The following is a 24,310-nucleotide window of genomic DNA, read 5'->3' on the forward strand; positions in this document are numbered from 1 at the left end:
GGCCGACGCCATCTATCTCGACGAGATCCGCAAGGCCGGCCTCTACGACGCCATCTGGCAGGCCTTCGCCGTGCTGCTGCCGGTGAAGACCGTCGGCGTGATGGGCGACGGCCGCACCTATGAATTCGTCTGCGCGCTGCGAGCCGTCACCTCGGTCGACGGCATGACGGCCGACTTCTACCATTACGACATGGCATTCCTGGGAGCAGCCGCCACCCGCATCATCAACGAGGTACGCGGCATCAACCGCGTCGTCTACGACGTTACGAGCAAGCCGCCCGGCACCATCGAGTGGGAGTGAGGGAAACGGCGATGATAGGCGGCTCTAACGTAGAATTTCGCAGAAAATACAATGATTTGCGGGCAGGGCAGACTGCTAGCCAGGGCACATTGTCAATGGAATTGACAAACCTATCAAGTCATTGAAATCGTTAAGTTTATCGGAGCGCTTGGCGCGGCTCGCAGCTTGTAGCAGATCACTCTGACGGTACTTTTGACGGTGCTTTTCGTATCCGACAGAGCATTCTAAAAAGTACCGTCATTCCTTTTTAGGGTTTGACGGTACTTTTCTGTGTGTCAACGCTTTGAAATATATAACGAAAATTACCCGTAGCATGACATTTCCGCGCTGACGGTACTTTAGTTATCGACATACATAGTTTCAGCTTTGGCTGCGGTACCGATCGATGTTCCGGACCCGATCGCATATCGTCGGATGGCACCTTCGCATCACCTATCAAATGTTGTCCCGACTGCTGCCGGATCTGCGATGGAGAGAAGCGTCGACCGCATCCAGGCGGGAGCTTGGACCGCGGTAGATGCGAGCGTCTTTTTATCGTTGGGAGAAAGATGAGGTGCCGCGATCTGTGCAAGCTCGGCCGCGCGCGCCGGCCCAATATGACGAAGCGCCTGGACGACGGTCCCGGCCAAGCTGCCCGGAGCAATCAAATGCTTATCCGCCCGCGTGGTCGTTGCCACCGTGCGCGGCGATGAACATGGCGACGGCCGACCGGCAATAGGATTCGATTTCGTTGTCGTCCTCTGCTCTCGCCTCATCGAAGCGTGCGATAATCAGGAGATCGGATCCTTTGAAAAGCGCGGCAAACAAGCGGGCGGACCGGAGAGGATCGGGCACGTTCAGAACCGCCTTCGCGTGCAACTGACGCAACAGGGCCTCGATTTGGGCGATGACATGGGCGGGGCCGGCTTCGTATTGGAGCTTGCTTAACGACTTTTGATTCGTCTTGTCGGCCATGATCATGGCTTCGACACTGCGGACGTCCGAGCTCAACAGCGTGCGAAGCAGGGATGATCCCACCGCCATGAGCTGATCTTCGGCCGAACCGTCGACGCCTTCAAAAAGGGCCTGTGGTGCAAACTGATGGCAGCGGGCCGCGATGGCCGCGCTGAACAGCGCCTCCTTGTTCTCGAAGTGCCGATAGATGCTGAGCTTGGATATCTTCGCCCGCTGGGCGACCTTGTCTAATGTCGTCGCTTGAAAACCCAATTCCACAAAGAGTTCGCACGCGGCGTCGACTATCGTTTGGCCAAGCGCCTCGTTGGCGGGCCGGCCGCGCCGGCCCTGGCTGTTTTCGGTCACGACAATTCCAGTACTTGACAGTATCCTAATTCTTGCATTACGATACCATTTAGTATCTGAAATGTGCAAGCCAATGGATAGGTTTCAACCTGTCCTCCAAATCAAGTTTCCCCGGGCCGCCCGGCGATATCGAATGCGGCATTGTCCGGCCGGTCAACACAGTGATGGGCGACTTTCTCGTCGATGCCGAAGCCCTGCTCGCTGCCCGTCTCAAGCGCGTATCGCTGGACGATATTTCGCGCCAGGCCCAGCCCAACCCTCTCCATCCACAACACGGAGCTTATCACCATGGATGACGTCATCATCATCGGCGGCAGCTTTGCCGGTCTCGCCGGTGCCCTGCAGCTCGGCCGTGCCCGCCGCAAGGTCACCGTTCTCGATACCGGCCTGCCGCGCAACCGCTTCGCCGGCCACTCGCATGGCCTGCTCGGCCACGATCACAAGCCACCGCTGGACATCCTGGCCGAGGCGCGGCAGCAGCTGGCGCGTTATCCCACGATCAGGCTGGTCAATGCCCGGGCCGACAGCGTCTCCGGCGCCGTCGACGATTTCTCCGTCCTCACTGGCGATGGCGAAAGCCTTGGGGCGCGCCGCCTGATCCTGAGCTATGGCGTCGCCGACCAGATGCCTGATGTTCCGGGCTTTGCCGAAGGCTGGGGCACGTCCATCGTGCCCTGCCCCTATTGCGACGGCTTTGAAGTCGCCGGCCAGCATTGGGGCCTCGTCTGGTCCGGCCCGCAGTCGCACCAGTCTGTCAGGCTGTTCCACGATTGGACCGACAGGTTGACGCTCTTCGCCGATGGTCACGACATTCCGCCCGATATCCGGGCCGATCTCGCGCGCCGCAACATTCCTGTCGTCGATGGCCGGATCATCGAGATCGCCCATCGCGGGGGCCATATCGCCACCGTCAATCTCGAGACCGGCCGCAATGTCGCGGTCGACATCCTGTTCGCCCATCCGCGCAATAAGCCGTCCGCAAGCCTGCATGAATCACTGGGCCTCGCCACGGTCGATACGCCCGGCGGCATCGCCCTCAAGGTCGATGAGCGCCGCGAAGCCAGCATTCCCGGCATCTACGCCGCCGGCGACCTCGCCAACCCCCTCATGGCCTCGGTCACCACGGCATCATCGCACGGCGCGATGGCGGGCATCTTCGCCCAGCAGTCGATGCTGGTTTGAGAGCACAGATTCCCTTCTCCGGTTGCCGCGGGCTATCAAATTCAGAAGGTTGCGGGCCGGTGTCACGGAACGCGGGCCCCCTCTCGCCTGAGGGGAGAGCCTAGCAAAGAAAGAATCAGAACAAGGATATGGCATGGCAGAGAAAAATGTTTATCAGGTAGCCGACTGGAATGGCCAAAGCGGGGAGCGCTGGGTCGCTTACCAGGCCCGGCTCGATGCCATGATGGCGGTGTTCGGCCAGGCCGCGATCGAAGCCGCCGCGCCCGCCACGGGCGAACGCGTGCTGGACGTCGGCTGCGGCGCGGGGGCGTCTAGTCTGGATCTGGCCGCCCGCGTCGGCGCGGGGGGCCATGTGCTAGGCGTGGACATATCCGAACCGCTGATCGGCAGAGCGCGCGCGCTAGCGCCGCAGGATACGCCGGCCCTGTTCCAGGTGGCCGACGCCAGCAGCACCGCGTTGCCCGAGGGCGCGTTCGACATCCTGTTCTCGCGCTTCGGAGTGATGTTCTTTGACGATCCTACGGCGGCGTTCGCTCATATGCGCCGTGCGCTCAAGCCGGGCGCGCGGGTCGCTTTCGTCTGCTGGCGCGGCATGGCCGAGAACGATTGGGTGCGCTTGCCGATGGGCGCGATCAAGGGCATCGTCCCGCCGACGGCGCCGCCCGATCCCGAAGCGCCCGGCCCGTTCTCGTTTGGCGACCAGGGGCGGGTGGCGCGTATTTTAACGGCGGCTGGCTTCACCGATGTCGCTATCGCGCCATTCGATGCCTCCATCCCGTTCGGCGAGGGGGGGACGCGGGACGCGGCGATCGACGACGCGGTGGAGATGACACTCGAGGTCGGCCCGCTGTCGCGCGCTCTCGCTGATCAGCCCGACGACATCCGCGCCCGCGCCTCGGCCGCGGTTCGTGCCGCCTTCGCGGGCCTCCCCGGCGAGCGGTCGGTGATGATCGACGGCGCGGCGTGGATCGTCATGGCACGCAATCCGGCAAGCTGACAGGGATTAACAGGGGAGACGCCCCCGCTCGGTGGAGCGGGGCGTCTTTGGCCGGTCAGATTGATGTCCCTTCTGGCTTGGAAGCCGCCATTAGCGAGCTAGAGGCTTTGATGGCGGGGTACAGCGTTTGCACGACACTCGAAAACGTTGGTGCACGTGCTTACGGAGCACGTAGCGGGTACGACGTCCGCACGCGATGTATTCGAGGCTGCACAGAACGCCGCCAAGGCGTAAGTCCGGGACGGATCAAGGCATGAGAGGAACTGCGTGTCGTTCAGGCTCTTGCGAGCCGTGACGGTCTTTTTGCCGACGGGATCGTGAAGGCACAGCTAAAGAATGTCGAAAATCGACCAATCGATGCCGATAGTCGCTGAAACCGAGCAGATTTTGAATCGCCGAAATTCTCCTTTGAATTCAAGAGCGCAAATTTCTGACGGATCGGGGAGACGGTTCTTCATTGCGTGCAGAAAGAATTTGTGCGTGGAATTCAATGCGTTACGATCACTTAAAACAATCGAGTGGGAATGAGGGGGCGTAGGTTGGAGTACTGTCGGATATATTCGGAAATTGTTGGTCAACGATAGGAGGCGATAGTTCGCGGGCGATTCTGCAAGAACAAGCAGCCGTTTTGCAGGTCGGCGATAGACCTTCGATTATGTGTAGAGATGCTCAAAGGGATCGATACACCGCGCCGTTCACAGCACATGCTTTGGATTGGGATCGGAGCGCCGATCCAATTCCTCGGACAATAGACATTATGTTCCGCGGATTTGTATCATGGTCTAAGCCCCCGGGGCGGGACCAACGAGACGGGCGCACGGCCGCCGAGCACAGCGGGGACGGCGCCGTAGCTGAATACGTTCTCGTGCCTCGCATAGTTTCAGAGTGCCCCCGCAATGCGTGGATCGTGCGCATGCCGTGCGGCAGATCCCTGTAGACTTAAGCGTGCCATGCTTCAGCAGCTTGGCCGACAGCGGACCCGAGTTGGCGAACGGAACAATTTGGTCGTCCTGCTACGCGACGAAGCGGACCACGCCACCATCCACCCGCAAAGCCGCGCCGGTGGTCGCCGAAGCCTGCTCCGAGCATGTGTAGATGATCATGTTGGCCACCTCATCGGTGGTCGCGAAGCGGTGGATGAGGCTCGTCGGACGCATCGCCTGCAGGAAGCCCTGCTCGGCTTCGTGCTGCGTGATTCCATTTGCGTCAGCCTGTTTCGCCATGAAGTTGCCCAGGATCTCAGAGCGGGTAGGTCCCGGCAGGACGGCGTTGACGGTGACGCCCGTGCCCGCGACCGCCTCGGCAAGCCCGCGTGAGACCGCGAGTTGAGCGGTCTTGGTCATGCCATAGTCGAGCATTTCCTTAGGGATGTTGACTGCGGATTCGCTACTTATGAACACGACGCGGCCCCAGCCTTTCGCCACCATCCGCGGCAGGTAATGACGGCTCGCGCGCACGCCACTCATTACGTTCAACTGGAAGAGGTCAAGCCAGTCCTCATCGGGGATATTTGCGATATCCTCGACGCCGTTGTAGCTCCGGATGTGTGCTGTACCGACGTTGTTCACAAGGATATCGGCGTCCGGCGCATGCGCGATCAAGGCCTTTGCCCCCTCCGCTGTCGCAAGATCAGCGGCGATACCCGAGATGTCGCTGCCGGGGAAGGCCTGCCGCATCTGCCGCACCGCCTCATCGACCCGAGCGTTTCCACGGCCGTTGACGACGACCGATGCACCGGCACGCGCCAACCCCTCCGCCGTCGCGCGGCCGATACCGGCGGTGGATCCGGTAACAATGGCCTTGCGGCCTTTGAGTTCGATATTCATCTCATTCATCTCCAAAATTAAATAGGAAGCGCAATCAATCCACTGTCGTCTTCGCTGTTTCCGCCTCCGCTGCGCGGGCGAGGCTTTCGACCCAGTCTTGGTGATACCGGTAGAGTGCGCCGGGATGTTTGCGCCCGAGCTCATCGAGGAAGAAGGGGCCCTGCTGCGTTTCCTCGGTCAGCACATGGCAGCCATGGTCCGTAGGCGTGATGACCCAGCCATGGTATGCGGTTGAGCCGGTCTCGTCGCCATCAACTGTCGTCGCCCATGCGAGCCTACGAAGGGGCTCGCATTCCGTCACGACCAGACTCATCGGAAATCCAACCGTCACACGGCTGTATCGCGTTCCGAGCGCCAGTTCCGGCTCCCCCGTCAGAATCTTGACCTGATCCTCGGCGGGAAAGTAGCTCGACCAATTCTCGGCTTCGACGAGCAGCTTCCAGACCGCTTCAGGCGGCGCCTTCACGTCAATGTCGTTGAGTGCGTAGATGGCCGACGTTTTCGGATCATATCGCTCGGGCCAGGTCACATGGTCGTACATCGATTACTGCTCCTTCTTGAACAAATCCTGGAAGATGAGCTGGCCCCAAGTGCGGCCGCGCGCGTGCACCAGCGCGCCACCCTCGTTGAGCTTTCCCAGCTTGACGGGTGCGAACCCGAGTTGTTTGGCCAAGGCCGCCACGGGAGCGGTCGCGTCCTCGTCGTCGCTCGACAGAAAGACGACACGGTGCCCGCCCTCGACGATCGGATCGGCAGCCAGGGTGGCCGCAACCAGGTGATTGAACCCTTTGACGAACTTGGCGCCGGTGAACGCCTTCGCGACGAAGGCGGAGGACGGGAGACCGTCCAGCTCTTCAGGCACTGGAAACACGTTCGTCGCGTCGATGACTGTCTTGCCTTCCCAGTTCGGCAGAGCCTTCGCAACTTCGCGGTGCTCTCCGAACGGGACTGCCAAGATGATTGTGTCGGCCTCGAGTGCATCCCGCAGCGACTTGGCGACGACCGTGGGTCCAATCGCCCGAGCCTGCGGCGCCAACGCCTCGGGCGGCCGGCGGCTCGCGACGGCCACGTCGATGTTTTTACGGGCGAAGGCGTGGGCGAGGGCCTGGCCTATCTTACCGAATCCTACAATTGCGTAGCTCATGATGCTTCTCCGATCCGTGTTGGTATTGATTTCCCCGGCCTTCAACGGCGCTGGGTTATTCGTTGCGCTGTGTGGCGACCTTTGCGTGGTCGTTCCACCATGGACACGCTAGTTCCCGCCGGTCAGCCGCTTCCCGCGATCCGGCGCGATTTCAGATGGCCGAGAAGCCGCCATCGACAGACAACTCCACCCCATTCACGAAGCTCGAATCGTCGGAAGCAAGAAACAGCGCGGCCGTCGCAATTTCCTCAGGACGCCCCATCTTTCCCCGCGGGATCAGGGATTCGAACATCTGCTTCGCCTCCTCGGTGAGGACTTGGTCCTGCATCGGTGTGGCGATCGGCCCCGGGTGCAGCACGTTCACCCGGATATTCCTGCCCTTGAGTTCGTTGAGCCACCCGCGTGCGAATGCGTGCAGCGCCGCCTTGCTCGCCGCATACACGCTGTAACCAGGAAAACCTTTCACCGAAGCAACTGACCCGGTCATGAAGATCGATCCGCCATCGTTGAACAGCGGCAACGCCTTCTGAACCGTAAACAGCGTGCCGCGCGTATTCAGGCCGAAGGCCGCATCGAAGTGCTGCTCGGTAATCTCGCCCAGTGGGACGGCTTCGCCTGTGCCGGCGCTCGCGTACAGGACGTCGATCCTGCCCTTTTCCCGCTTGACTGTATCGAACAGGCGGTCGAGGTCGTCGAGATTGGCCGCGTCGCCGCGCACGCCGGTCACGTTCCGGCCGATCAGCTTGACGGCCTCGTCCAGCGCCTCCTGTCTCCGGCCCGTGATGAAAACATAGGCGCCTTCTTCAACGAACCGCCTGGCGCTCGCCAGCGCCATGCCGCTCGATCCACCCGTGATGACCGCAACCTTACCCTCAAGCTTTCCCATGACTTCTCCTTTTCGTGGTGTCGGGACAGCATCTGCCCCCGAGAGCCTCGAAATGGGTCCGCCGGCGTCAGTTGTTGAGTGCGGAAGCGCGCACATCGGTGGTGCGAAATCGATCCGGCTGGACGCCTGACGCCAGCCGCGACGATCGGCGTCCGCCGTTCGGAATTGAGCCGCACTCGTCGACATAGGCTATGATGACCGCCCGTACTGCTGTTCGATGTGTTAGATACGGGCCTTGGAAGGCGCACCGCGCGGTGCCGGATTGCACCATGATCGACTGGGATGACGTTCGCTACTTTCTTTCCGTCGCGCGCGGAGGCTCGGTGCGGGCCGCCGCCGAGCGCCTCGGTGTGAACCACTCGACCGTGCTGCGACGCGTCGCCCAGCTCGAGGAACGCCTCGGGGTGCAGATGTTCGAAAAGCTGCCTTCGGGCTACCGCCTGACGGCTGCGGGCGAGGAGGTCCTCGAGTTCGCGGACCAGATGGAAGTGTCGTCGCACCTGCTGGAGACGCGCGTCTTCGGGCGCGACCAGAGCGTGCGCGGGCTTCTGCGGGTGACGCTGGCACCGCCCCTCGCGACACACCTGCTCATGCCGGACTTCGCCGATTTCGCGCGTCTGCATCCGGACATCGAGATGGAAATCTTGTCGTCCGGCGAGCTGGCAAATCTGACCAACCGAGAGGCCGACGTCGCGATCCGCGTCGTCTACGACCGCAAAACCCTGCCGCTCAATCTTCATGGCCTGAAGGGACCGGAGGTGTTCGGCGGCGTCTATATGTCCTGTGATCGACTAGCCGCGTGGCGTGCGGGCGCGCCTGATCCCATCCGGTGGATCGTCATAAGCATTCATGGAATTCCGGAATGGGCCAGCGAGGGTGAGGTTCGCACCACGGGGGTTCCCTTCAGGACCACGGACGCCGAGGCGCAGATCGTTGCTGTACGGCAAGGGCTCGGGATCACGACACTGCCCTGCTTCGTCGGCGATGCCGACCCCCTACTGGTGAGGGTGCCGGGCACCGAGCTGCACATGTACGGAACGCTCTGGCTTCTCACACAGGGGGAGACACGCAAGACGAAGCGCGTGCGGCTCTTCACGGAGTTCGTATCCCACAGGCTCGCCGCGTACGCGCCGCTTCTCGCGGGGCTGTCCATATCGCGCGACTGACGCCTGGCAGGTCACCGATGGCGCTGTCTCGAGCGTACCGCTGTATCAACGACGCAGCCCGATGTAATCTCGCGACGGACTCTGGTCGTAGACCGCCTCGTGACGGTCTTTTTTGGGAACTGCCGTTACGGCTCGGTCGGCGGCCGTCAGAAAGAAATCGACCTATTGATACTGATAGTCGCCGAAACCGAGCAAAACGTGGACCGTCGAAATTGGTGTTTGAATTCAAGAGCGCAAATTTCTGACGGATCGCAAGAGGGTTCTTCGTCGTGCGCAAAGGATTTGCGATGCGAAATCAGCGAGTTACCATACCTATGAACCATTGAGTGGGAATGAGGGGGAGTCTTAGCGAGCAGCCGAGAGCAGAGTGGCGGAAGCGATAATACTCCGGCAGATGTAGGCGTAGTGGCCTCTAGTCTCTGAAGGCGACGAGAAGGGCCATTCTCGGCGTTGAAAAACAATTGCTCTTTGAAGACTGTGGCGCGTACAGCTATTTCGAAATCCATGATTGGTATGAGAAGCTTTGCCCGAGCACCGCGCCGCACGAATGATGACGCGCAGCGCAACCAAATTGGGGAGGATTCAAAATATTGGTATGCGATGTTTGATTGTCACGGCTCATCCACTCAATCCAAGCCTTTGCCAAACGCTTTCGAACGCAGCTATCGACACCCTGATGGATGCGAAGCACCAGTGCCGACATGTTGATCTGTATCGATCTGGCTTCTTCCCGGCTCTTACACCGGCGGAGCGCGCGAGCTACTATTCCGGATTCGAGACTACAGAGGTAGCTAAAGAGATTGAGGATCTTCTCTGGGCCGAGACTATCGTCTTGATTTTTCCCACGTGGTGGTTCGGACCTCCAGCTATATTGAAGGGCTGGTTCGACAGGGTATGGGTGCCTGGTATTGCATACGATCACGCAGCCGATCTTGGTGCCATACAACCGCGACTTCGCCAGTTAAGGAAGGTGGTTGCAATAACCACTTTGGGCTCACCTTGGTGGGTCGATTGGCTGATCCTCAGGCGGCCAGTGCGGCGTGTTCTCAAGACAGCTATTCTGAATACCTGTGCTCCTCAAGCCTCGCTTACGTTCCTTTCATTTTACAAGGTTGAAAGTCTGCCTAGGCAAGGTGTCGATGCTGCGATAAATCGCATTAGATCAATGCTACAGCATCTATAGCTAAGCCCCGTCACAATGCTCCTTTTCTTTGAAGGGCGCAGGTAGAGCAATGCCCGTGGGGACAGCGCGGCTCGTGACCGCTGCCCTTATCGGTATGTACGCGCATACGCGCCGAAAGCGTCACCATCGGTAGATGGCAGCACCGCGGATATCTACCGTCACGACCTGGCATTCCTGGGCGCCGCCGCCACCGGCATCATCAACGAGGTGCGCGGCATCAACCGCGTCGTCTATGACGTGACGAGCAAACCGCCAGGCACAATCGAGTGGGAGTGACGAGGAGTACTGCGGAGTAGAAGAGGATAGAGCAGCATGTTTAAGGCGATGTTGGCTCGGCGATAATAGTCAATAGTCCCAGCCCCCGGCCACCCGGCGACGGCATAGACGAAGCATCCGGCCGATCGGCGAATGTCTGGAACGAACGTCCCACAGAGAAGGGTGGAGCAGCCTAGCCTTGCTGGGTTTGACAACCGGGGTCCGCGGCAACTGCCACCGGCGAGGCGTTGCATCTGCCGGCCACGTATCCTTTCGCTGGGTTCATCCGTCTTAGCTGTTCATGGGCACGGTCATCCTTGACATCGCCCTCCTGGACGAATTGGAGCGTGACAAATGAACAGCAAGCAGAGCCTAGCGAACAAGATACACTACGAAACGCTCGCGGAGGCTTTTCGCAGCGGTCGAGAATCGCCACAGGAAGCATCCGAGTGGTCCGTTTTGACGGCAGAACCGGGCGGCGTCGATTACGTCGAGACGACCCTCGGCGACACGACCGCGCTGTGGGTTCAGCCAAAACTGGCGGCCAAGGATCGGGTCATGCTCTACGCGCACGGCGGTGGTTATGTTGGCGGATCGATCTGGACCCATCGCAAGATGGTCGGACACCTTGCTAAGGCGATCGGCTGTTACGCTCTGCTCGCTACGTACGACTACGTTTTCCAGAGCAAGTTTCCGCGCCAGATCGAGCAGACCCTGACCGCGTTCGAATGGCTGCTCGAGCAGGGTGTCGCGCCGAAGCACACCATAGCTGCAGGCGATTCCGCTGGCGCGGGCCTGATCCTCGCGGCCTCGATTAAGCGCCGCGACGCTGGACGTCCGCTGCCGGCGGCGATCCTCAGTATCTCCGGCTGGCATGATATGTCCGCGAGCGGACTCTCCTACGAAGCGAACCGTGAGAAGGACGCCTTCTTCCAGAAGGCCAGCGTGGACATGCTCGCGTCGCAAGTCCTCGGTGAGGTCGATATCCGACATCCCTTGGCCAGCCCGATCTTTGCCGATCTCAAGGGCCTGCCGCCGATCTATTTGCAGGCGGGCGAAGAGGAAACCCTGCTCGACGACAGCCGAGCGCTCGCCGAGCGTGCAAAGGCCGCCGGCGTCGAGGTGCGCTTAGACGTATTTCCGGGGATGCTGCACTCGTTCCAGATGATGGCCGGCCGCGCTCCCGAAGCCGACGACGCGATCGCGCGGTTGGCACAATGGGTTCGCCCCAAGCTTGGTCTGGCCGCAACCGCGGCAATACGCGCTGAAGGTCAGGAGGTCGCATGACTGGCAAATTGAAACCAAGATGTGGCAGCTGAAGGACATGCCCGAGCGACCGACCGGCCTGTTCGATGCGCGATATCGCGCCTTCCTCGAGACGGTGTCAGGCGTCCGCGCCCAACTGCATCGCTACTGCGCCCGCATGACGGGCTCACGCCTCGACGGTGAGGATCTCGTGCAGGAGACGCTGTTCGAGGCCTACACGAAGATTGAGACCCTCGACGATGCCCGCCGGCTGAAGCCCTGGCTGTTTCGCATCGCTCACAATCGCTGCATCGACTTTCTGAGGCGACGCGATGTGCGCGAGCGCGCGGAGCACGCCTATTCGGACGACGTCGGCGTTGTCTCTGCAGAGCCGGCAGCGACCGATGCACGCCGCGCCATCGAACGGCTGGTTGGCCGCTTGCCGCCCAAGGAGCGCGCCTGCATCCTCCTGAAGGACGTGTTCGACTATTCGCTGGAAGAGACCGCAGAACTCGTGGACTCGACGGTTGGGGGCGTCAAATCCGCGCTCTCCCGCGGACGGGCGAAGCTCGCCGACTTGCCCCCTGAACCTGCCGGTGAACCGAACCGTCCGCTTGATCCCGACACCGCGCGGCTCTTGCAGCGCTATGTTGACCTCTTCAACCGCCATGACTGGGATGGCGTGCGGAGCCTCACCAGCGCCGATGCTCGGTTGCGGGTCGCCGACTGCTTCGACGGCCTGCTCAGAAGTTCTCCCTATTTCGTCGAATACGAGCGAAACCCGGAGACGTGGACCATGGAGTTGGGGGCGATCGACGGACAGCCTGTCCTGATCGTGCTCTTCCAGCGAGGCGACCGGTGGCAGGTCGCGTGGCCGGTTCGTGTCCATGTCGCCGGTCGCGTCATCGATCGCATCGAAGATTATTATGCCTGCCCATGGATGTTGGAAAACGCCGCGGAATCCGACCTGAAACTCATGACTGGGCCAGCCGTTTTGGGAAGAGCATAAGGCGACGATTTCTCACTTCTGGCCTGGCGGAGCTCCGCCGGCGGCCGGGCAACGGGCAATTTGAGTTCCGGAATTTTGGCGTCGGCGGCGACTTGGCCTACAACGCGCTGCAGCGGTTGCCGGATGTGCTCGCCTGTCGTCCCGACAAGGTCATCGTCTGGGTCGGCGGGAATGATGTTCTCACGCTCGTGTCACGCAAAGTGCAGCGGTTCTTTACGTTTTGGAAGCGTCTGCCCCGCACGCCTTCGCCCGATTGGTTCCACGAGAATCTGGCCGAGATAGCACGCAGGCTGAAGCGCGAGACGGCGGCGGACATCGGCCTTTGCTCGCTCCCTCCGATAGGAGAAGCGCCGGATTCGGACGACCCGTTCCAGAGCGAGTTCAACCGGCGGATCAAGGAATATTCTGCGATCGTGGCGGCCATCGCGCACGAGGAACGCTGCGGCTATGTCCCGCTCCATGAGGCGCTCACCGAGGCGGTTCGCGCCTCGCCCTGGCCGGGCCTACACGGCGTTCAACTTTCTTCCATTCTATCGCGATGCTTTTCGCGTACTGGTGCTGCGGCAGCGTCCGGATGATGTCGCCCGCGTAAATGGCTGGCTATTTCACACCGACGGCGTGCACTTGAACAGCCGGGCAGGGCTGATCGTGGCGGATCGCCTACAGAAATTCGTTCAGGCCTGAACCCTGAGCGGCAAGGCTGTATCCGATTTGCGCACCTATCTGAATGTCTTATCGCGCAGGCTGGCGGCCGGTTTATCGACCTAGCAACATCGCCACGCGCGATGCCAAAAGTTTAACGACGAACCCTAGAGGATAACCCCGGTGGCTCGGCACGTCGTCAGGAATGACATCGCTGTCCGACTTGAACTTAGTGCAAATCCGCAGCTGCAGTGGCGGGAGTTCTCCGTGAAACCGCGCTCTGTATGCCGAGACCCAATGCGGACCTCTATCGAAGTTCATTAACATCGCTGAATTGCAGCACATGGCGATGACCCTATTCGTGGCTGAAGTTTCCTTAAGCTTGTAACCCCTCAGCAATTCGGCCCCCTTGGAGCACTCGATGCGGTCCTTTCGATAGAGGATGTATGCGGTGCCGCCATCGGGATCGCGTATGGCGCCAGCACCTGGCAAAGCTTCGATCTGATCAGCTCCCTTCCGGCAGTCGTCGCAGTAGCAGGCACTGCTCACGATCGGCCTGCCAAAGGCTTTGAGTTCGACGCCACCGCAAGAGCAAGTTGCGGTCATGATAGGTGAGTGCGTCATCTGCTGGTGATCATCATGCGATTGCCCTCGCTGTCCCGAAATTCCGCGATCGTGCGCCCCGGTTGCCATGGCGCGGGGCGCGGTTCTGCTATGATCTCGGCGCCTCGCGATTTGAGTCTCTGAACGGTGACTTCGATTTCGTTGTCAACCAGCACGAGGACGGGCCCCTCAGATGGTGTTTCGTCCTTGCGCCTTAGGAAGTGGAGGGTGGTTTCGGCACCTGGAAATCCGAGTTCGATCCATCGCCACCCATCATTGCCCATTGGCTGATCGGCGACGACGCGGCAGTTCAGGTGATCGATGCAGAACGCCTTGGCGCGTTCCTGGTCGAACACCGGAAGCTCCGCGAACTGGATGTGCATTGTCGATCTCTCCCCATTGCATCTCGGTCCAAATCAAACTAGACGGTCCAGTACCATGAGTCAATCGGCAGCGGACACGCCAGGAGCATGACCACGACGCGTTCAGCAGGTGTTTCAGAAGAACTCGAACCGCACGGCCGGTCGGCGAAAAAGCGGCGGGCCATCCTCGAGGCGGCGACAGAAGTGTTTCTGCAAAAGGGCTATCTGGCCACCAATATGGACGAGATCGCGGCGCTTGCGGCGGTGTCGAAACAGACCGTCTACAAGAATTTTCCGAACAAGGAGATGCTGTTCGTGGAGATCGTGAGCAGCGTGACCAATCGAGCCAGCGATAGGGTCCACAGTAAAATGCCCGAACTCGCCGAGGGCGAAGATATTGCCGATTATCTTCAGCGCTATGCGTACCGACAGCTTACCACTGTACTCACGCCGCGCGTCATGCAGCTGCGCCGTCTGGTGATCGGCGAGGTCGGCCGCTTCCCAGAACTGGCAAAGGCGCTCTTCGATGGCGGACCCGGGCGCGCAATTGCGGCGATGGCAGTGTTGTTCGAGCGCTTGGCTGATCGCGGCCTGCTTGCGATCGATGATCCGGCCGTCGCCGCTTCCCAGTTCAATTGGTTGATTATGGGCGAGCCATTGAACAGGGCCATGCTGTTGGGTGACGAGTCGATTCCGAAACCGGCGAAGCTTCGACGGCACGCCGCGGCCGGCGTACGGGTGTTCCTTGCGTCATACGGCAAGTGAGGCACGCCACGGCGACGAGCGAATGCCGGGCGCTACCGTGCGGACCGTTCGGCCGTGTTTGACGGTCCTTTTTTGGTCCCCAGTGGGTCGCGGCTTGTTGCGGCGCGGCTGTCGAAAATCGACCGATTGTTGTCGATAGTCGCCGAAACCGAGCCGATCCCGAATCGCCGAAATTCCCTTTTGAAATCAAGAGCGCAGATTTCTGACGGATCGCAGAGTCGGTTCTTTAGGGCGTGCAGAAAAGTTTGTGCTGCCGCGTCAACGCGTTACCATGGCTCAAAACGATCGAGTGGGAATGAGCTCAAATTCGGTCCGACGGACGTTAGGGTGTCGGGTGGGTTGTCATCAGGCGGGAACGTACGTCAACCTGATGGCGTCCTCGCCAACCCGGTCGCTGGCCACGAGACGCAGCGGTGGCCGCGGGCCGGCGAAGAATGCCTTGCCGCGACCAAGCACGATGGGACGGAAGTAGAGCCGGTACTCATCAATAAGGCCAAGCTCGGTCAGACTACCCGCAAGCTCCGGTCCGGCGACTTCGATCTCGCCCTCGTGTTCGGCTTTAAGCGCCCTAACGAACCCTTTGAGATCGTCGTCCACCAGCGTGGCGTTCGGCCCGACCGACTTCAGGGTGCGAGAGACGACCCATTTCGGCTGCGCCCGCCAGGCTGCCGCAAAGTCGCGCCCGACCTGGTCCTGTCCCGGCTGATCCTCGTCCCAATAGCGCATCACCTCGTACATGCGCCGGCCGTAGAGGCTGCCGGCGATCCCGCGCACATGGGCGTTGAAGTGGCGATGGAGCGCCTCGCCCGGCATCGGCAGCCCGGGCCCGCCCTCGGCGCCAGCGACATAGCCGTCGAGCGACTGCATCATTCCGAACACAAGCTTCGCCATGCACAGGCTCCTATCGATCGACGACGATCCGAAGGGATCGCATTCATTTATACCTCGCCCTTACTTCGTCGGTTCGTTGGCTGCACACATTCTCTGACGTGTTCACATTGGCCGATAAATCTGCGCCACTGCGCCCCCCGGAAAGGCTTTCGAGCTCACCAGCTTGAGAGACATCGGCGCGGCGAGTTCGGAGAACAGCGGCAGGCCTTTGCCCAGCGCCACGGGGGCCACCATCAGGGCGAGCTGGTCGACCAGTCCTTGGGCGACGAGACTGCGGGCGAAGCTCACTCCGCCGTGGGCGATGATCGGCTTGCCCTCTTGGGCTTTCAACTTCGCGACTTCCTCCGCCAAGTCACCGCTCGCCACATAGGCCTCCGCCCAACTTTCACCACCGGGCTGCAACTTCGCCGGCTGTCCGGTTCCCGCGTTGACGGCGCGACCCTCATCGAGCGCCGCCGACTTGCTCACCTCCCTCAGGATCTCCGGTCCCCGTCGTGAGAAGACGGCCTTGGGGATCTGGTTCATCGGCGCCGCGAACTGGTCGCAGGAGATCGGCCACCAGGCGGCCATGTCACGGAAGCTGCGGCTGCCCATGATGTGCAGGCTCGAGTTCCATATGAACTCTACGCCCCAGGCCTTCGCCTCTTGATCGGCGCCGAACATCCATGTGTTTCGGCCTTCCAGGTCACTCACGAAGCCGTCGATTGATATGGACATCTTCAAGATCAGGTCTCTCATCGCGTCTTCCTTGCCCTGGTGAGACCCAAGGACGGGCCAGATCGGTCAGTTCCGACAATTCGTTGCGGGATAGTCCGACAACGCTTGCACGCCGCCGAAGAAGGGATACCGAGCTTCCTTGCCTAGTCGGCGAGGGTGTCGTTGATGCCGCGCCAAATTCTGGTTCAGCGCCGTTTGTCAAAGCAGCGCACCTGAAGGTTGCGGCTGAGGCAACTGCCGTCCGCCAGGTGGCGAGAGGCATGTGAGACGAAGCCGGTGCACGCCGACTGATTTGATTCCCAAAACCGGATACGGGTCTTTCCGTAACGGCGCCAATCAGCTTATCGATTTTTCTCGGCCGGGTTCTCCTTTCGTGGCGCCGAGGCGGGTAAGCAGATTGAGCGTGATCCTGCCGACATCGTTCATGGCGCCTGCGGCTGGCAGCGCGCCGCACCAGGCAACCGAGCTTGCGGAAAAGATCAAGCCGCCTGCTGCGAGCTTTCGCAGGGTCATTTCGGCGCAGCGGCGGGCGATGCGTTGCCTATCCCCGCCCTCATACCAGCGCGTCGGATCCTGGAAGAAGCTGTCGGGAAATCCCGTCGCACGCGCGATCACGACGGTGTCACCGGAAGTGCCGAGGGCTGAATCCGTCGCATCCACTTCGTAGCCCGCGGCACCGCCCAGCACCATGCCGTCGGTGCCGAAGGTCGCATTTTCAACGCCTTCGAACAGCCATGCGCATCCTGCCTCATGGCTCTCCTCAGTGCGCGTGAAGGGGCGTGCGCCATCGAAACCCATCAATGAGATTGCACCGCCGATCAGCGAGAATTCGCCTCGGCCGCGGCAGCGGAGATAGCCGCCTGGTTCGTTGGTGATCGACAGCGCCTGTTCGGCGACCGGGCTGTCCCAGGTGCGGCCGGCCTCCAGCGGCGAGCGCCGCAACTCCATCAGATCGTCCTTGAAAGCCACAGTGGCAGCAAAGCCGTTTCCGCCGAGATAGGCGATGCTGCCGCCTTCGGCTACAAACTGCCGCAGCGCCTGCTCCATCTCGATCGACATATATTCGGGATGACTGCCGGTGACGACGGCTTGATGTCGACGCAAACCGTCTATGCCGCATTCGTGCAAATCGTGATCGGTCAGGACGTCAAACACGATTCCATTGTGGTGGCAGAATCGGAGGAAGTGCAGATCGACCGGCAAATTGTGTGGGCAGCCGCAGAGCGGATAATCGTAATCGTCCCTGAGCGTCACTTTCGGCTTTTTGTAGGAACAGATGGAAACACCGCTAAGGTCGGAATGATAGTCGTAAAGAGATTTCAGATTGTTGGCGATCGCGAAGCGATGTCCCCGGTCGTCGCCTTTCCATTCATAAAGATGATCCGGGAGATATTCGTCCGCATAAGCGAGATAGGTGGCCGTCGGCACGAGATATAACAGCGGCGACGAAACCTGTGACGAGGTTACGAAGAACACCACGCGTTCGTAGCCACCCTCCCATTCGACCTGGAACGCGTAGACGCCAGGGTGTGCGTTTTCAGGGATCGTCGCGCGGTGCGATGCCGGCCATGCAAGCGGGCCGATGTCGTCGTCGTGGCAATGGATAGCGTCGTAGTGCGACGGCACCAAGCGAGGCTCGAAGCTCGATCCGTCCCAGCGTGCCGAAGTCACGCAGAAGGCTGGCTGGTTGATCACGTCGAGGAGCAGCGGATCTGCTCCGCCCGACGACAGTATCGGCTGCGTTGGTAACAGCGTCGGGAAATCCCAGGCAACAGTCCCGTGTGGGGTGTCGAGCCGGATCGCGGCAAATTTCGCGTTGAGGGTAGGTTCGTGGTTGGTGGCACTTGCGCCGAAATGGATGCCGTGCGCCTGGAGGTTCCGCGCCGGGCCGCCAAAACCTTCATGGAGTTCGTAAGGCGCGAGAAGATCATGGGATTTGATGCGCAGACGCGATTGTTCCTGCCGCAGATCCAACTCGAGAGTGAGCCACACACCAGTTGGCGCCTTCTTCTCGACAGGGGTTTCGCCGCCGATTTCCACGACAAATGCGCCGTCGCGGAGGCGCAGCCCGAGGGCGCCTGCTTCCAGGATCGTGCGCGCACCTTCGTTGCGCGTGAGGAACAGCTCGAAACGAATGCCGTGGACGGCTTGTACTTTGACCAGTTCGCCGGCTCGCACGAACAGGAACGACCCCTGGTCGAAATGCCGACGCCGTGCTTCACCTATCGTTTCGATGGGCCAGGCGAGAAGTTCCGGAGCCGGCTTGTCGAGCCGGCAAATTCGTGTGGCCTTTATCGGCCGATCGCATGACAGGCTGAGGTTGATCCGCTGGCCTGCTTTGGCACTCCAGGGGGTGGTATAGCCGACCACGCTCATCGCGTCGTGGTCTACTGCGCGCTTCATCTATCCCTCCCGATGAACTCCAGATGGGCTGGGGCGAACCGCGTAGACCGGTCCGATGTCGGCCAATGCGCTGCCGCTCTGACAAGCAAAGTTCCGCATGGCGCACTACAGCCATGATGTACATGCTTGTATAGATAAGCTGCATTCGGATAGTCTCGACGCGATCGGTCCAAGCGCGACATTACCAAGGAGGATGACATGCGCAACGCATCTCTCTTCGATCTGTCAGGCAGGAAGGCGCTTGTAACCGGCGCAAGCCGTGGCATCGGGCGCAGCATCGCCGAGGCGCTCAGCGCGGCCGGCGCCGACGTCGCGGTCACGGCGCGCAGCGTGGCCTCGCTCGAGAAGACGATGGCCGCCATCCGCACCGCCGGCGGGGTCGCGCACGCCATCGCCCTGGACGTCACCGATGTCGACCGCTGCCTAGCGGCGACAGCCGAGGCCAGCAGCCTGCTCGGAGGTCTCGATATTCTCGTCAACAATGCAGGTACGGAAGAGGTCCGGCCTTCACTCGATGTCGACGAGGTCTTGTGGGACAGGATTATCGATACGAATCTCAAAGGCGCCTTCTTCTGCGCCCAAGCCGCCGCGCGGCAGATGAGAGACGCCGGACGGCCCGGCGTCATTATCAATCTCTGCTCGCTGACCTCCGAGGTTGGGGTTCCCACGGCGGTGCCGTACGGCTCGTCGAAATCAGGCCTCCTCGGCATGACGCGGGCGCTTGCAGCGGAGTGGGCCGATCTCGGGATCCGGGTCAACGCCATTGCGCCTGGCTATTTCAGGACAGCGATGACAGACGTGTTCTACAGCAACGAGGCATGGCAGCAATCGATGCTCGCCAAGATTCCGCAGCGCCGTTTTGGTGATCTCTCGGACCTGCACGGAATCGCGGTGTTCCTCGCTTCGGATGCGGCAGCCTACATAACCGGCCAGTCCATTCCCGTGGATGGAGGCTTTCTCGCATCGATTTGAAGGCTTCAGGAGCCGGAGACGTGTCCCAGAAGTGATCGACAAGCGCTAATCGTAATTGCGTTCTAAGAAAAGGAGCCGCCATGTCTGACGTCAGCTTCCACCGCCTGTCATCCCTCAGTGTCGATCAGCGGGCCAGTTTACTGAAACGCGCCGAAGGAGATCTGTCTTCCTTCATCGAAAAGGTCCGTCCAATCATCCAGGCCGTCAAGGATGAAGGTGACGCGGCACTGCTCCGGTTTGCACGCGAACTCGACAAAGCCGATGTTGCCGACGGTGGACTGAAAGTTTCGGAAGCGGAGTTCGACGCGGCATTCGACAAGGTCGAGAAGGATGTCGTGGAGAGTATCCGGTTCGGCATTGAGAACATCCGGCATTTCCACGAGGAGCAGCGCCCGGAAACGATGTGGCTCAAGGAAGTTCGGCCGGGCGCCTATGCGGGTGACCGATACACACCGATTGCTTCGGTCGCGCTTTATGTTCCGCGCGGCAAAGGCGCCTTCCCCTCGGTGACGATGATGACCTCGGTTCCGGCGGTGATTGCCGGGGTTCCCCAGATCGCGATCGTGACGCCTGCGACTTCGGATGGTTCCGTCGACGCCGCGACGCTGGTTGCTGCCCGCCTCGCCGGCGTGGAGACCGTCTACAAGTGCGGCGGCGCCCATGCGGTCGCCGCCGTCGCCTATGGGACCGAGACCGTGAAGCCTGCCGTCAAGATCGTCGGGCCGGGGAGCCCGTGGGTGGTGGCGGCAAAGAGCGTGTTGTCCCCGATCATCAACACAGGTCTCCCCGCCGGTCCGTCCGAAGCGATCATTTTTGCCGATCACAGCGTCGACGGCGGCCTGGCTGCTCTTGACCTGTTGATCGAGGCCGAGCACGGGCCGGATTCCTCGGCCTACCTGGTGACGCACAGCCGCAAGGTCGCCGAAGCCGCGTTGATTGCGATACCGGAACACTGGTCCCGGATGAGCGAACAGCGTGTGGAGTTCTCACGCGCGGTGCTGACTGGGAAGCGCGGCGGCATCGTGCTGACCGAGTCGCTGGAGGACAGCTACCGCTTCATCAACGACTATGCGCCGGAGCACCTCGAGATTCTGTCAACGGAGCCATTTGCGCATCTCGGACGTATCACGGAAGCTGCCGAGATCCTCATGGGTCCGCATACGCCGGTGACCCTCGCCAACTTCGTCCTGGGACCCAATGCGGTGCTGCCGACCAGCCGGTGGGCGCGAACCTTTGGACCGCTTTCCGTGACGGATTTCGTCAAGAGATCGTCGGTCGGCTATGTGACCTCGGCGGCCTATCCGGAACTCGCCCTGCATGCCCGCAGGCTCGCCCGCTACGAAGGATTCAGCTCGCATGAGAACGCGGTTTCGGAGATCCGCGATCGCTATCTCGCCGGCTGAGCGGAAACGATGACGATGAGGGCGGCGCGACTCCATGGACCCGGCGACTTGCGCGTCGAGGATATCGCCGCGCCAGGCGCTCCCGAGCCAGGCTGGGTGAAGCTGAGGGTCGATGCCGCAGGCATTTGCGGTTCCGATCTCCACAACTTCCGCACCGGCCAATGGATAAGCCGGTCGCCTTCGACGGCTGGCCATGAGCTGACAGGCACGGTGATCGCCATCGGCGAGGGCGTGGACACCGTCGCTGTTGGCGACCGCGTGGTCGCCGATTCCCGTTTCTGGTGTGGAGAATGCGCGCAATGCCATGCAGGCAGGCGGCATCTTTGCACGTCGCTGGGCTTTGTCGGCGAGATATGCGACGGCGGATTTGCCGAACAGGCGGTCCTGCCCGCACGCCTGCTGCACGTCGTCGATGCCGTGCTTGACGAACGGGTCGCGGCGATGGCCGAGCCGCTGGCTGTAGCGTTGCACGCAGTGCGGCGTCTGCCGAAAACGGCCGGCTCCGTTCTTGTCGTCGGCTGCGGGACTATCGGCGGGCTTGCCGCACTGCTGCTTTCCCGGACATTCGCAGGTACCGTGCTCGTCGCCGATCGCAACCCTGGCCGCTGCGCCCGCGTGGCGCGTGTGACCGGCGCCAGCATCGTCGATTTGAACCGGGACGCCATTGCCGCCGCCACCGCGGATGCCCCCTTGCTCGCTGCCGTCGAAGCAACCGGCAGCGTCGCAGCACTCGGCCAGTTGCTCGGCGTTCTCGATGCCGGCGGCACCGTTGCGATGGTCGGCATATTCCACGGCCGCCTCGATATCGATCCCAACATCCTGGTTGAACGCGAAATCGCATTGCTGGGATGCCACGCCTTTGCCGATGAGCTTCCCGACGCCATCCGGATGCTCGGCGAATTGACCGAGCCCATGGTCGAACTGATCGACCGCGAGATCGGCCTGGATGATGTTCCCGCAGCCTATGAGCGGCTGTTGGCGGGGCAGGGCGATGGTTTGAAAACAATCATCCGGATGCGGTCTGCCGGGCGCGTGTGATTTCCGAACCTTGCCGGAAAGGATTTTTGAAATGATCACTTTGCCCGACACCGCCAGCCCTCTTTACGAGAAGGTCAAGGACTACATCCTGACGAACATCGGAACGGGGCGATGGAGCAAGGACCGCAAGCTGCCGTCCGAAAATGAATTCGTGGCGACACTCGGCGTGTCTCGGATGACGGTCCATCGTGCCTTGCGGGAGTTGACCTCTGCGGGTTTTCTGATCCGGCTCCAGGGCGTCGGCACATTCATCGCGCCACCTCGACCGCAATCCGCACTGATCGAGATCAACAACATCGCGGCGGAAATTGTCGCGCGGGGAAACAGGCATCGCTCCGAGGTTATCGTCCTCGAAAAGATCATGCCGACAAAGGAGCTCGCGCTTTCGTTCGAGTTTGCAAAGCGCGTGTCGGTCTATCATTCCATCGTCGTCAACTTCGAGAACGACCTGCCTGTGCAACTGGAAGAGCGCTTCGTCAACCCGGGCCTGATACCCGACTATGACAAGCAGGATTTTTCCAGGACAGCGACCTACGACTACCTCATGCAGAAAACCCCGGTGACGGAGGTCGAGCACATCATCTCGGCGACCCCTGCCGATGCCGAGACGGCGCGGTATCTGGGCATCGACGTCGGCAGCTGCTGCCTGTTTCTGCATCGCCGGACATGGACGGGCGCCGTCGTTGCCACGATCAGTAAGCTGACTTACGTTGGCAGCCGCTACTCGCTTGGCAGTCGATATTCTCCATCCAAAAAACCCTGATCGCAGTGAAGCGAATCAGAGTCGGAAGGAGGGGCTAACTTGTATATGCATGTATGTATTTAGCCTTGACATCCGCTGTTGCTGACGTTGAAGTGTCGTCGCACTTTCGTTGAACGAACAGCTAAGATGCCGAGGCACGGTGCCGCAAGAGCAGAAGCCCGCATTCTCACCAGGCCGGATGTTTGGTTCAAAAAAGCGGCCTGATCATCAAGGGGAACAAGATGATGCGTAACCTAGCAGGACAATTTCGGGCACTCGTTATGGCTGCTGCCGTCGGGTTTGCCCCGGCGGTCTGCGCGGCCGACACGACAATTCCGGCGACGCCTGAGGCAGGAACATTCAAGATCGGCATCGAGCCATGGCTTGGCTACGGCCAGTGGCACGTCGCCGAAGCCAAAGGTCTGTTCAAGGCAAACGGGCTGTCCGACGTGCAGATCGTGAACTTCGCCGAGGACAAGGACATCAACGCCGCCCTGGCGAGCGGCCAGCTCGATGCCGCCAACATCGCGACCCACACGGCTATGGGAATGGTTGCGGCCGGCCTGCCGGTGAAGATCGTGCTTCTGCTCGACGTCAGCATGACGGCGGACGCCATGATCGCCGGCAAGGACATCGCCTCCGTCGCCGACCTCAAGGGCAAACAGGTGGCTTTTGAGGAAGGCACGACGAGCGACATCCTGCTCAAATACGCGCTCGCCAAGAACGGCATGTCCATCGCCGATGTCCAGCCGGTTCCCATGCCGGCGGCGGATGCCGGCAGCGCGTTGATCGCTGGCCAGGTTCCGGTCGCGGTTACCTATGAGCCTTATCTCACCGCGGCCAGGGCACAGAACAAGGACGTCAAGCTGCTCTTCACCGCAGGCGAAGATCCCGGCCTGATCAGTGACGTGTTCGTGGTGCGGGATGAGGTGATCAAGTCGCGTCCCGGCCAGGTGCTTGCCATGATCAAGACCTGGGATGCGGCCCTGAAGGCTTACAATGCCGACACGCCCGACGGCCGGGCGATCATCTCCAAGGCAGTCGGTTCGAGCGTCGAAGACCTCAACACCGCCTTTGATGGCGTGCGTTACTATACTCTCGCCGAAAACAAGGATGCGCTGACGGGCGAATTTTCCACCAAGACATTCGCCGATGTCGAGGCAGCCGCCAAGAACGCCGGGCTGCTTCAGGCGGACGTGACGCCGGAGCAGATGATCGACCCGTCATTCGTCAAGGCCGCGAAATGACGAGGGCCGGCTCGCGGTGGTGACGCAAATGT

Annotated in this window: 25 protein-coding genes and 3 pseudogenes; 15 read left to right on the forward strand and 13 right to left on the reverse strand. The window is 61.1% G+C overall.

What is annotated here, in order from left to right:
* Positions 1–301 (forward strand): GMP synthase (glutamine-hydrolyzing) (locus NKJ73_RS09855; protein WP_502899024.1); only part of this gene is annotated, 301 nt, incomplete at its 5' end.
* 428 nt (positions 302–729) lie between these two features.
* Here the strand turns inward: NKJ73_RS09855 and NKJ73_RS09860 are convergent.
* From NKJ73_RS09860 to NKJ73_RS09870, 3 genes and pseudogenes are all read right to left on the reverse strand, one after another.
* Positions 730–957: pseudogene (locus NKJ73_RS09860) on the reverse strand (hypothetical protein); the annotation flags it as partial.
* Entirely contained in the window at positions 953–1,600 is a 648-nt protein-coding gene (locus tag NKJ73_RS09865; RefSeq protein ID WP_352569201.1) for a TetR/AcrR family transcriptional regulator, read from the reverse strand. The pseudogene NKJ73_RS09860 and the gene NKJ73_RS09865, both read right to left, overlap by 5 nt.
* Positions 1,601–1,701: 101 nt before the next feature.
* Complete coding sequence (locus tag NKJ73_RS09870) at positions 1,702–1,890, reverse strand: hypothetical protein (RefSeq protein WP_352569202.1); 189 nt, start codon at positions 1,888–1,890, stop codon at positions 1,702–1,704.
* On the opposite strand from NKJ73_RS09870, the gene NKJ73_RS09875 reads away from it, so the two are divergent.
* Both NKJ73_RS09875 and NKJ73_RS09880 read left to right on the forward strand, forming a co-directional pair.
* On the forward strand, positions 1,889–2,782 hold the full coding sequence (locus NKJ73_RS09875; protein ID WP_352569203.1) for an NAD(P)/FAD-dependent oxidoreductase: 894 nt from the start codon (positions 1,889–1,891) through the stop codon (positions 2,780–2,782). The two genes, NKJ73_RS09870 and NKJ73_RS09875, sit on opposite strands and share 2 nt — an antisense overlap.
* A 133-nt stretch (positions 2,783–2,915) precedes the next feature.
* The gene (locus tag NKJ73_RS09880; RefSeq protein WP_023676202.1) at positions 2,916–3,779 is read left to right on the forward strand and encodes a class I SAM-dependent methyltransferase; all 864 of its coding nucleotides are present in this window, start codon (positions 2,916–2,918) and stop codon (positions 3,777–3,779) included.
* A gap of 897 nt (positions 3,780–4,676) precedes the next feature.
* On the opposite strand, the pseudogene NKJ73_RS09885 reads toward NKJ73_RS09880, so the two are convergent.
* The 5 genes and pseudogenes from NKJ73_RS09885 to NKJ73_RS09905 form a co-directional block, all read right to left on the reverse strand.
* A pseudogene (locus NKJ73_RS09885) lies at positions 4,677–4,789 on the reverse strand (alpha/beta fold hydrolase); the annotation flags it as partial.
* A gap of 3 nt (positions 4,790–4,792) precedes the next feature.
* Entirely contained in the window at positions 4,793–5,605 is an 813-nt protein-coding gene (locus tag NKJ73_RS09890) for an SDR family NAD(P)-dependent oxidoreductase (protein ID WP_352569204.1), read from the reverse strand.
* Positions 5,606–5,639: 34 nt separating this feature from the next.
* Positions 5,640–6,146 carry an SRPBCC domain-containing protein gene (locus NKJ73_RS09895; RefSeq protein ID WP_352569205.1) on the reverse strand — a complete coding sequence of 169 codons (507 nt, stop codon included), beginning with the start codon at positions 6,144–6,146 and terminating at the stop codon, positions 5,640–5,642.
* 3 nt (positions 6,147–6,149) lie between these two features.
* Positions 6,150–6,749 carry an NADPH-dependent F420 reductase gene (locus NKJ73_RS09900; RefSeq protein WP_352569206.1) on the reverse strand — a complete coding sequence of 200 codons (600 nt, stop codon included), beginning with the start codon at positions 6,747–6,749 and terminating at the stop codon, positions 6,150–6,152.
* Positions 6,750–6,900: 151 nt separating this feature from the next.
* Positions 6,901–7,635, reverse strand: a complete 735-nt coding sequence (locus tag NKJ73_RS09905; protein WP_352569207.1) for an SDR family NAD(P)-dependent oxidoreductase — start codon at positions 7,633–7,635, stop codon at positions 6,901–6,903.
* 269 nt (positions 7,636–7,904) lie between these two features.
* On the opposite strand from NKJ73_RS09905, the gene NKJ73_RS09910 reads away from it, so the two are divergent.
* From NKJ73_RS09910 to NKJ73_RS09935, 6 genes and pseudogenes are all read left to right on the forward strand, one after another.
* Positions 7,905–8,801 (forward strand): LysR family transcriptional regulator, encoded by an 897-nt coding sequence (locus NKJ73_RS09910; protein ID WP_352569208.1) that lies wholly within the window; start codon positions 7,905–7,907, stop codon positions 8,799–8,801.
* Positions 8,802–9,396: 595 nt separating this feature from the next.
* Positions 9,397–9,984, forward strand: coding sequence for an NAD(P)H-dependent oxidoreductase (locus NKJ73_RS09915; RefSeq protein ID WP_352451024.1), 588 nt, complete (start codon positions 9,397–9,399; stop codon positions 9,982–9,984).
* A gap of 108 nt (positions 9,985–10,092) precedes the next feature.
* Positions 10,093–10,260 (forward strand): annotated as a pseudogene (locus tag NKJ73_RS09920) (GMP synthase (glutamine-hydrolyzing)); the annotation flags it as partial.
* A gap of 333 nt (positions 10,261–10,593) precedes the next feature.
* Complete coding sequence (locus NKJ73_RS09925) at positions 10,594–11,526, forward strand: alpha/beta hydrolase (protein WP_352569210.1); 933 nt, start codon at positions 10,594–10,596, stop codon at positions 11,524–11,526.
* A gap of 19 nt (positions 11,527–11,545) precedes the next feature.
* Positions 11,546–12,493, forward strand: coding sequence for a sigma-70 family RNA polymerase sigma factor (locus NKJ73_RS09930; protein ID WP_352569211.1), 948 nt, complete (start codon positions 11,546–11,548; stop codon positions 12,491–12,493).
* Complete coding sequence (locus NKJ73_RS09935) at positions 12,421–13,071, forward strand: SGNH/GDSL hydrolase family protein (RefSeq protein WP_352569212.1); 651 nt, start codon at positions 12,421–12,423, stop codon at positions 13,069–13,071. The genes NKJ73_RS09930 and NKJ73_RS09935 overlap by 73 nt, the downstream gene beginning before the upstream one ends.
* Positions 13,072–13,249: 178 nt before the next feature.
* On the opposite strand, the gene NKJ73_RS34225 is transcribed toward NKJ73_RS09935, so the two are convergent.
* Together NKJ73_RS34225 and NKJ73_RS09940 are read right to left on the reverse strand one after the other, a co-directional pair.
* Entirely contained in the window at positions 13,250–13,828 is a 579-nt protein-coding gene (locus NKJ73_RS34225; protein WP_502897618.1) for a GFA family protein, read from the reverse strand.
* Positions 13,756–14,121, reverse strand: coding sequence for a VOC family protein (locus NKJ73_RS09940; protein ID WP_352569213.1), 366 nt, complete (start codon positions 14,119–14,121; stop codon positions 13,756–13,758). The genes NKJ73_RS34225 and NKJ73_RS09940 overlap by 73 nt, the downstream gene beginning before the upstream one ends.
* A gap of 87 nt (positions 14,122–14,208) precedes the next feature.
* On the opposite strand from NKJ73_RS09940, the gene NKJ73_RS09945 reads away from it, so the two are divergent.
* On the forward strand, positions 14,209–14,865 hold the full coding sequence (locus tag NKJ73_RS09945; RefSeq protein WP_023676206.1) for a TetR/AcrR family transcriptional regulator: 657 nt from the start codon (positions 14,209–14,211) through the stop codon (positions 14,863–14,865).
* Between the two features lie 345 nt (positions 14,866–15,210).
* Here NKJ73_RS09945 and NKJ73_RS09950 read toward each other — a convergent pair whose 3' ends face one another.
* From NKJ73_RS09950 to NKJ73_RS09960, 3 genes are all read right to left on the reverse strand, one after another.
* Positions 15,211–15,756 carry a dihydrofolate reductase family protein gene (locus NKJ73_RS09950; RefSeq protein ID WP_352569214.1) on the reverse strand — a complete coding sequence of 182 codons (546 nt, stop codon included), beginning with the start codon at positions 15,754–15,756 and terminating at the stop codon, positions 15,211–15,213.
* A 102-nt stretch (positions 15,757–15,858) separates the two neighbouring features.
* Positions 15,859–16,494 carry a dihydrofolate reductase family protein gene (locus NKJ73_RS09955; RefSeq protein WP_352569215.1) on the reverse strand — a complete coding sequence of 212 codons (636 nt, stop codon included), beginning with the start codon at positions 16,492–16,494 and terminating at the stop codon, positions 15,859–15,861.
* Positions 16,495–16,809: 315 nt separating this feature from the next.
* Positions 16,810–18,876 carry a N,N-dimethylformamidase beta subunit family domain-containing protein gene (locus tag NKJ73_RS09960; RefSeq protein WP_352569216.1) on the reverse strand — a complete coding sequence of 689 codons (2,067 nt, stop codon included), beginning with the start codon at positions 18,874–18,876 and terminating at the stop codon, positions 16,810–16,812.
* 198 nt (positions 18,877–19,074) lie between these two features.
* Here NKJ73_RS09960 and NKJ73_RS09965 point away from each other — a divergent pair, with 198 nt between their 5' ends.
* From NKJ73_RS09965 to NKJ73_RS09985, 5 genes are all read left to right on the forward strand, one after another.
* Positions 19,075–19,848, forward strand: coding sequence for an SDR family NAD(P)-dependent oxidoreductase (locus NKJ73_RS09965; RefSeq protein WP_352569217.1), 774 nt, complete (start codon positions 19,075–19,077; stop codon positions 19,846–19,848).
* An 80-nt stretch (positions 19,849–19,928) separates the two neighbouring features.
* On the forward strand, positions 19,929–21,251 hold the full coding sequence (gene hisD / locus NKJ73_RS09970) for a histidinol dehydrogenase (protein ID WP_352569218.1): 1,323 nt from the start codon (positions 19,929–19,931) through the stop codon (positions 21,249–21,251).
* Positions 21,252–21,266: 15 nt separating this feature from the next.
* Positions 21,267–22,289 carry a zinc-dependent alcohol dehydrogenase gene (locus NKJ73_RS09975; protein WP_352569219.1) on the forward strand — a complete coding sequence of 341 codons (1,023 nt, stop codon included), beginning with the start codon at positions 21,267–21,269 and terminating at the stop codon, positions 22,287–22,289.
* 31 nt (positions 22,290–22,320) lie between these two features.
* Entirely contained in the window at positions 22,321–23,052 is a 732-nt protein-coding gene (hutC, locus tag NKJ73_RS09980) for a histidine utilization transcriptional repressor HutC (RefSeq protein WP_352457599.1), read from the forward strand.
* 224 nt (positions 23,053–23,276) lie between these two features.
* The gene (locus NKJ73_RS09985; protein ID WP_502896672.1) at positions 23,277–24,278 is read left to right on the forward strand and encodes an ABC transporter substrate-binding protein; all 1,002 of its coding nucleotides are present in this window, start codon (positions 23,277–23,279) and stop codon (positions 24,276–24,278) included.
* Positions 24,279–24,310: the final 32 nt, after the last annotated feature.

Source organism: Mesorhizobium sp. M0074, assembly GCF_040322975.1.
Classification (GTDB): Bacteria; Pseudomonadota; Alphaproteobacteria; order Rhizobiales; family Rhizobiaceae; genus Mesorhizobium.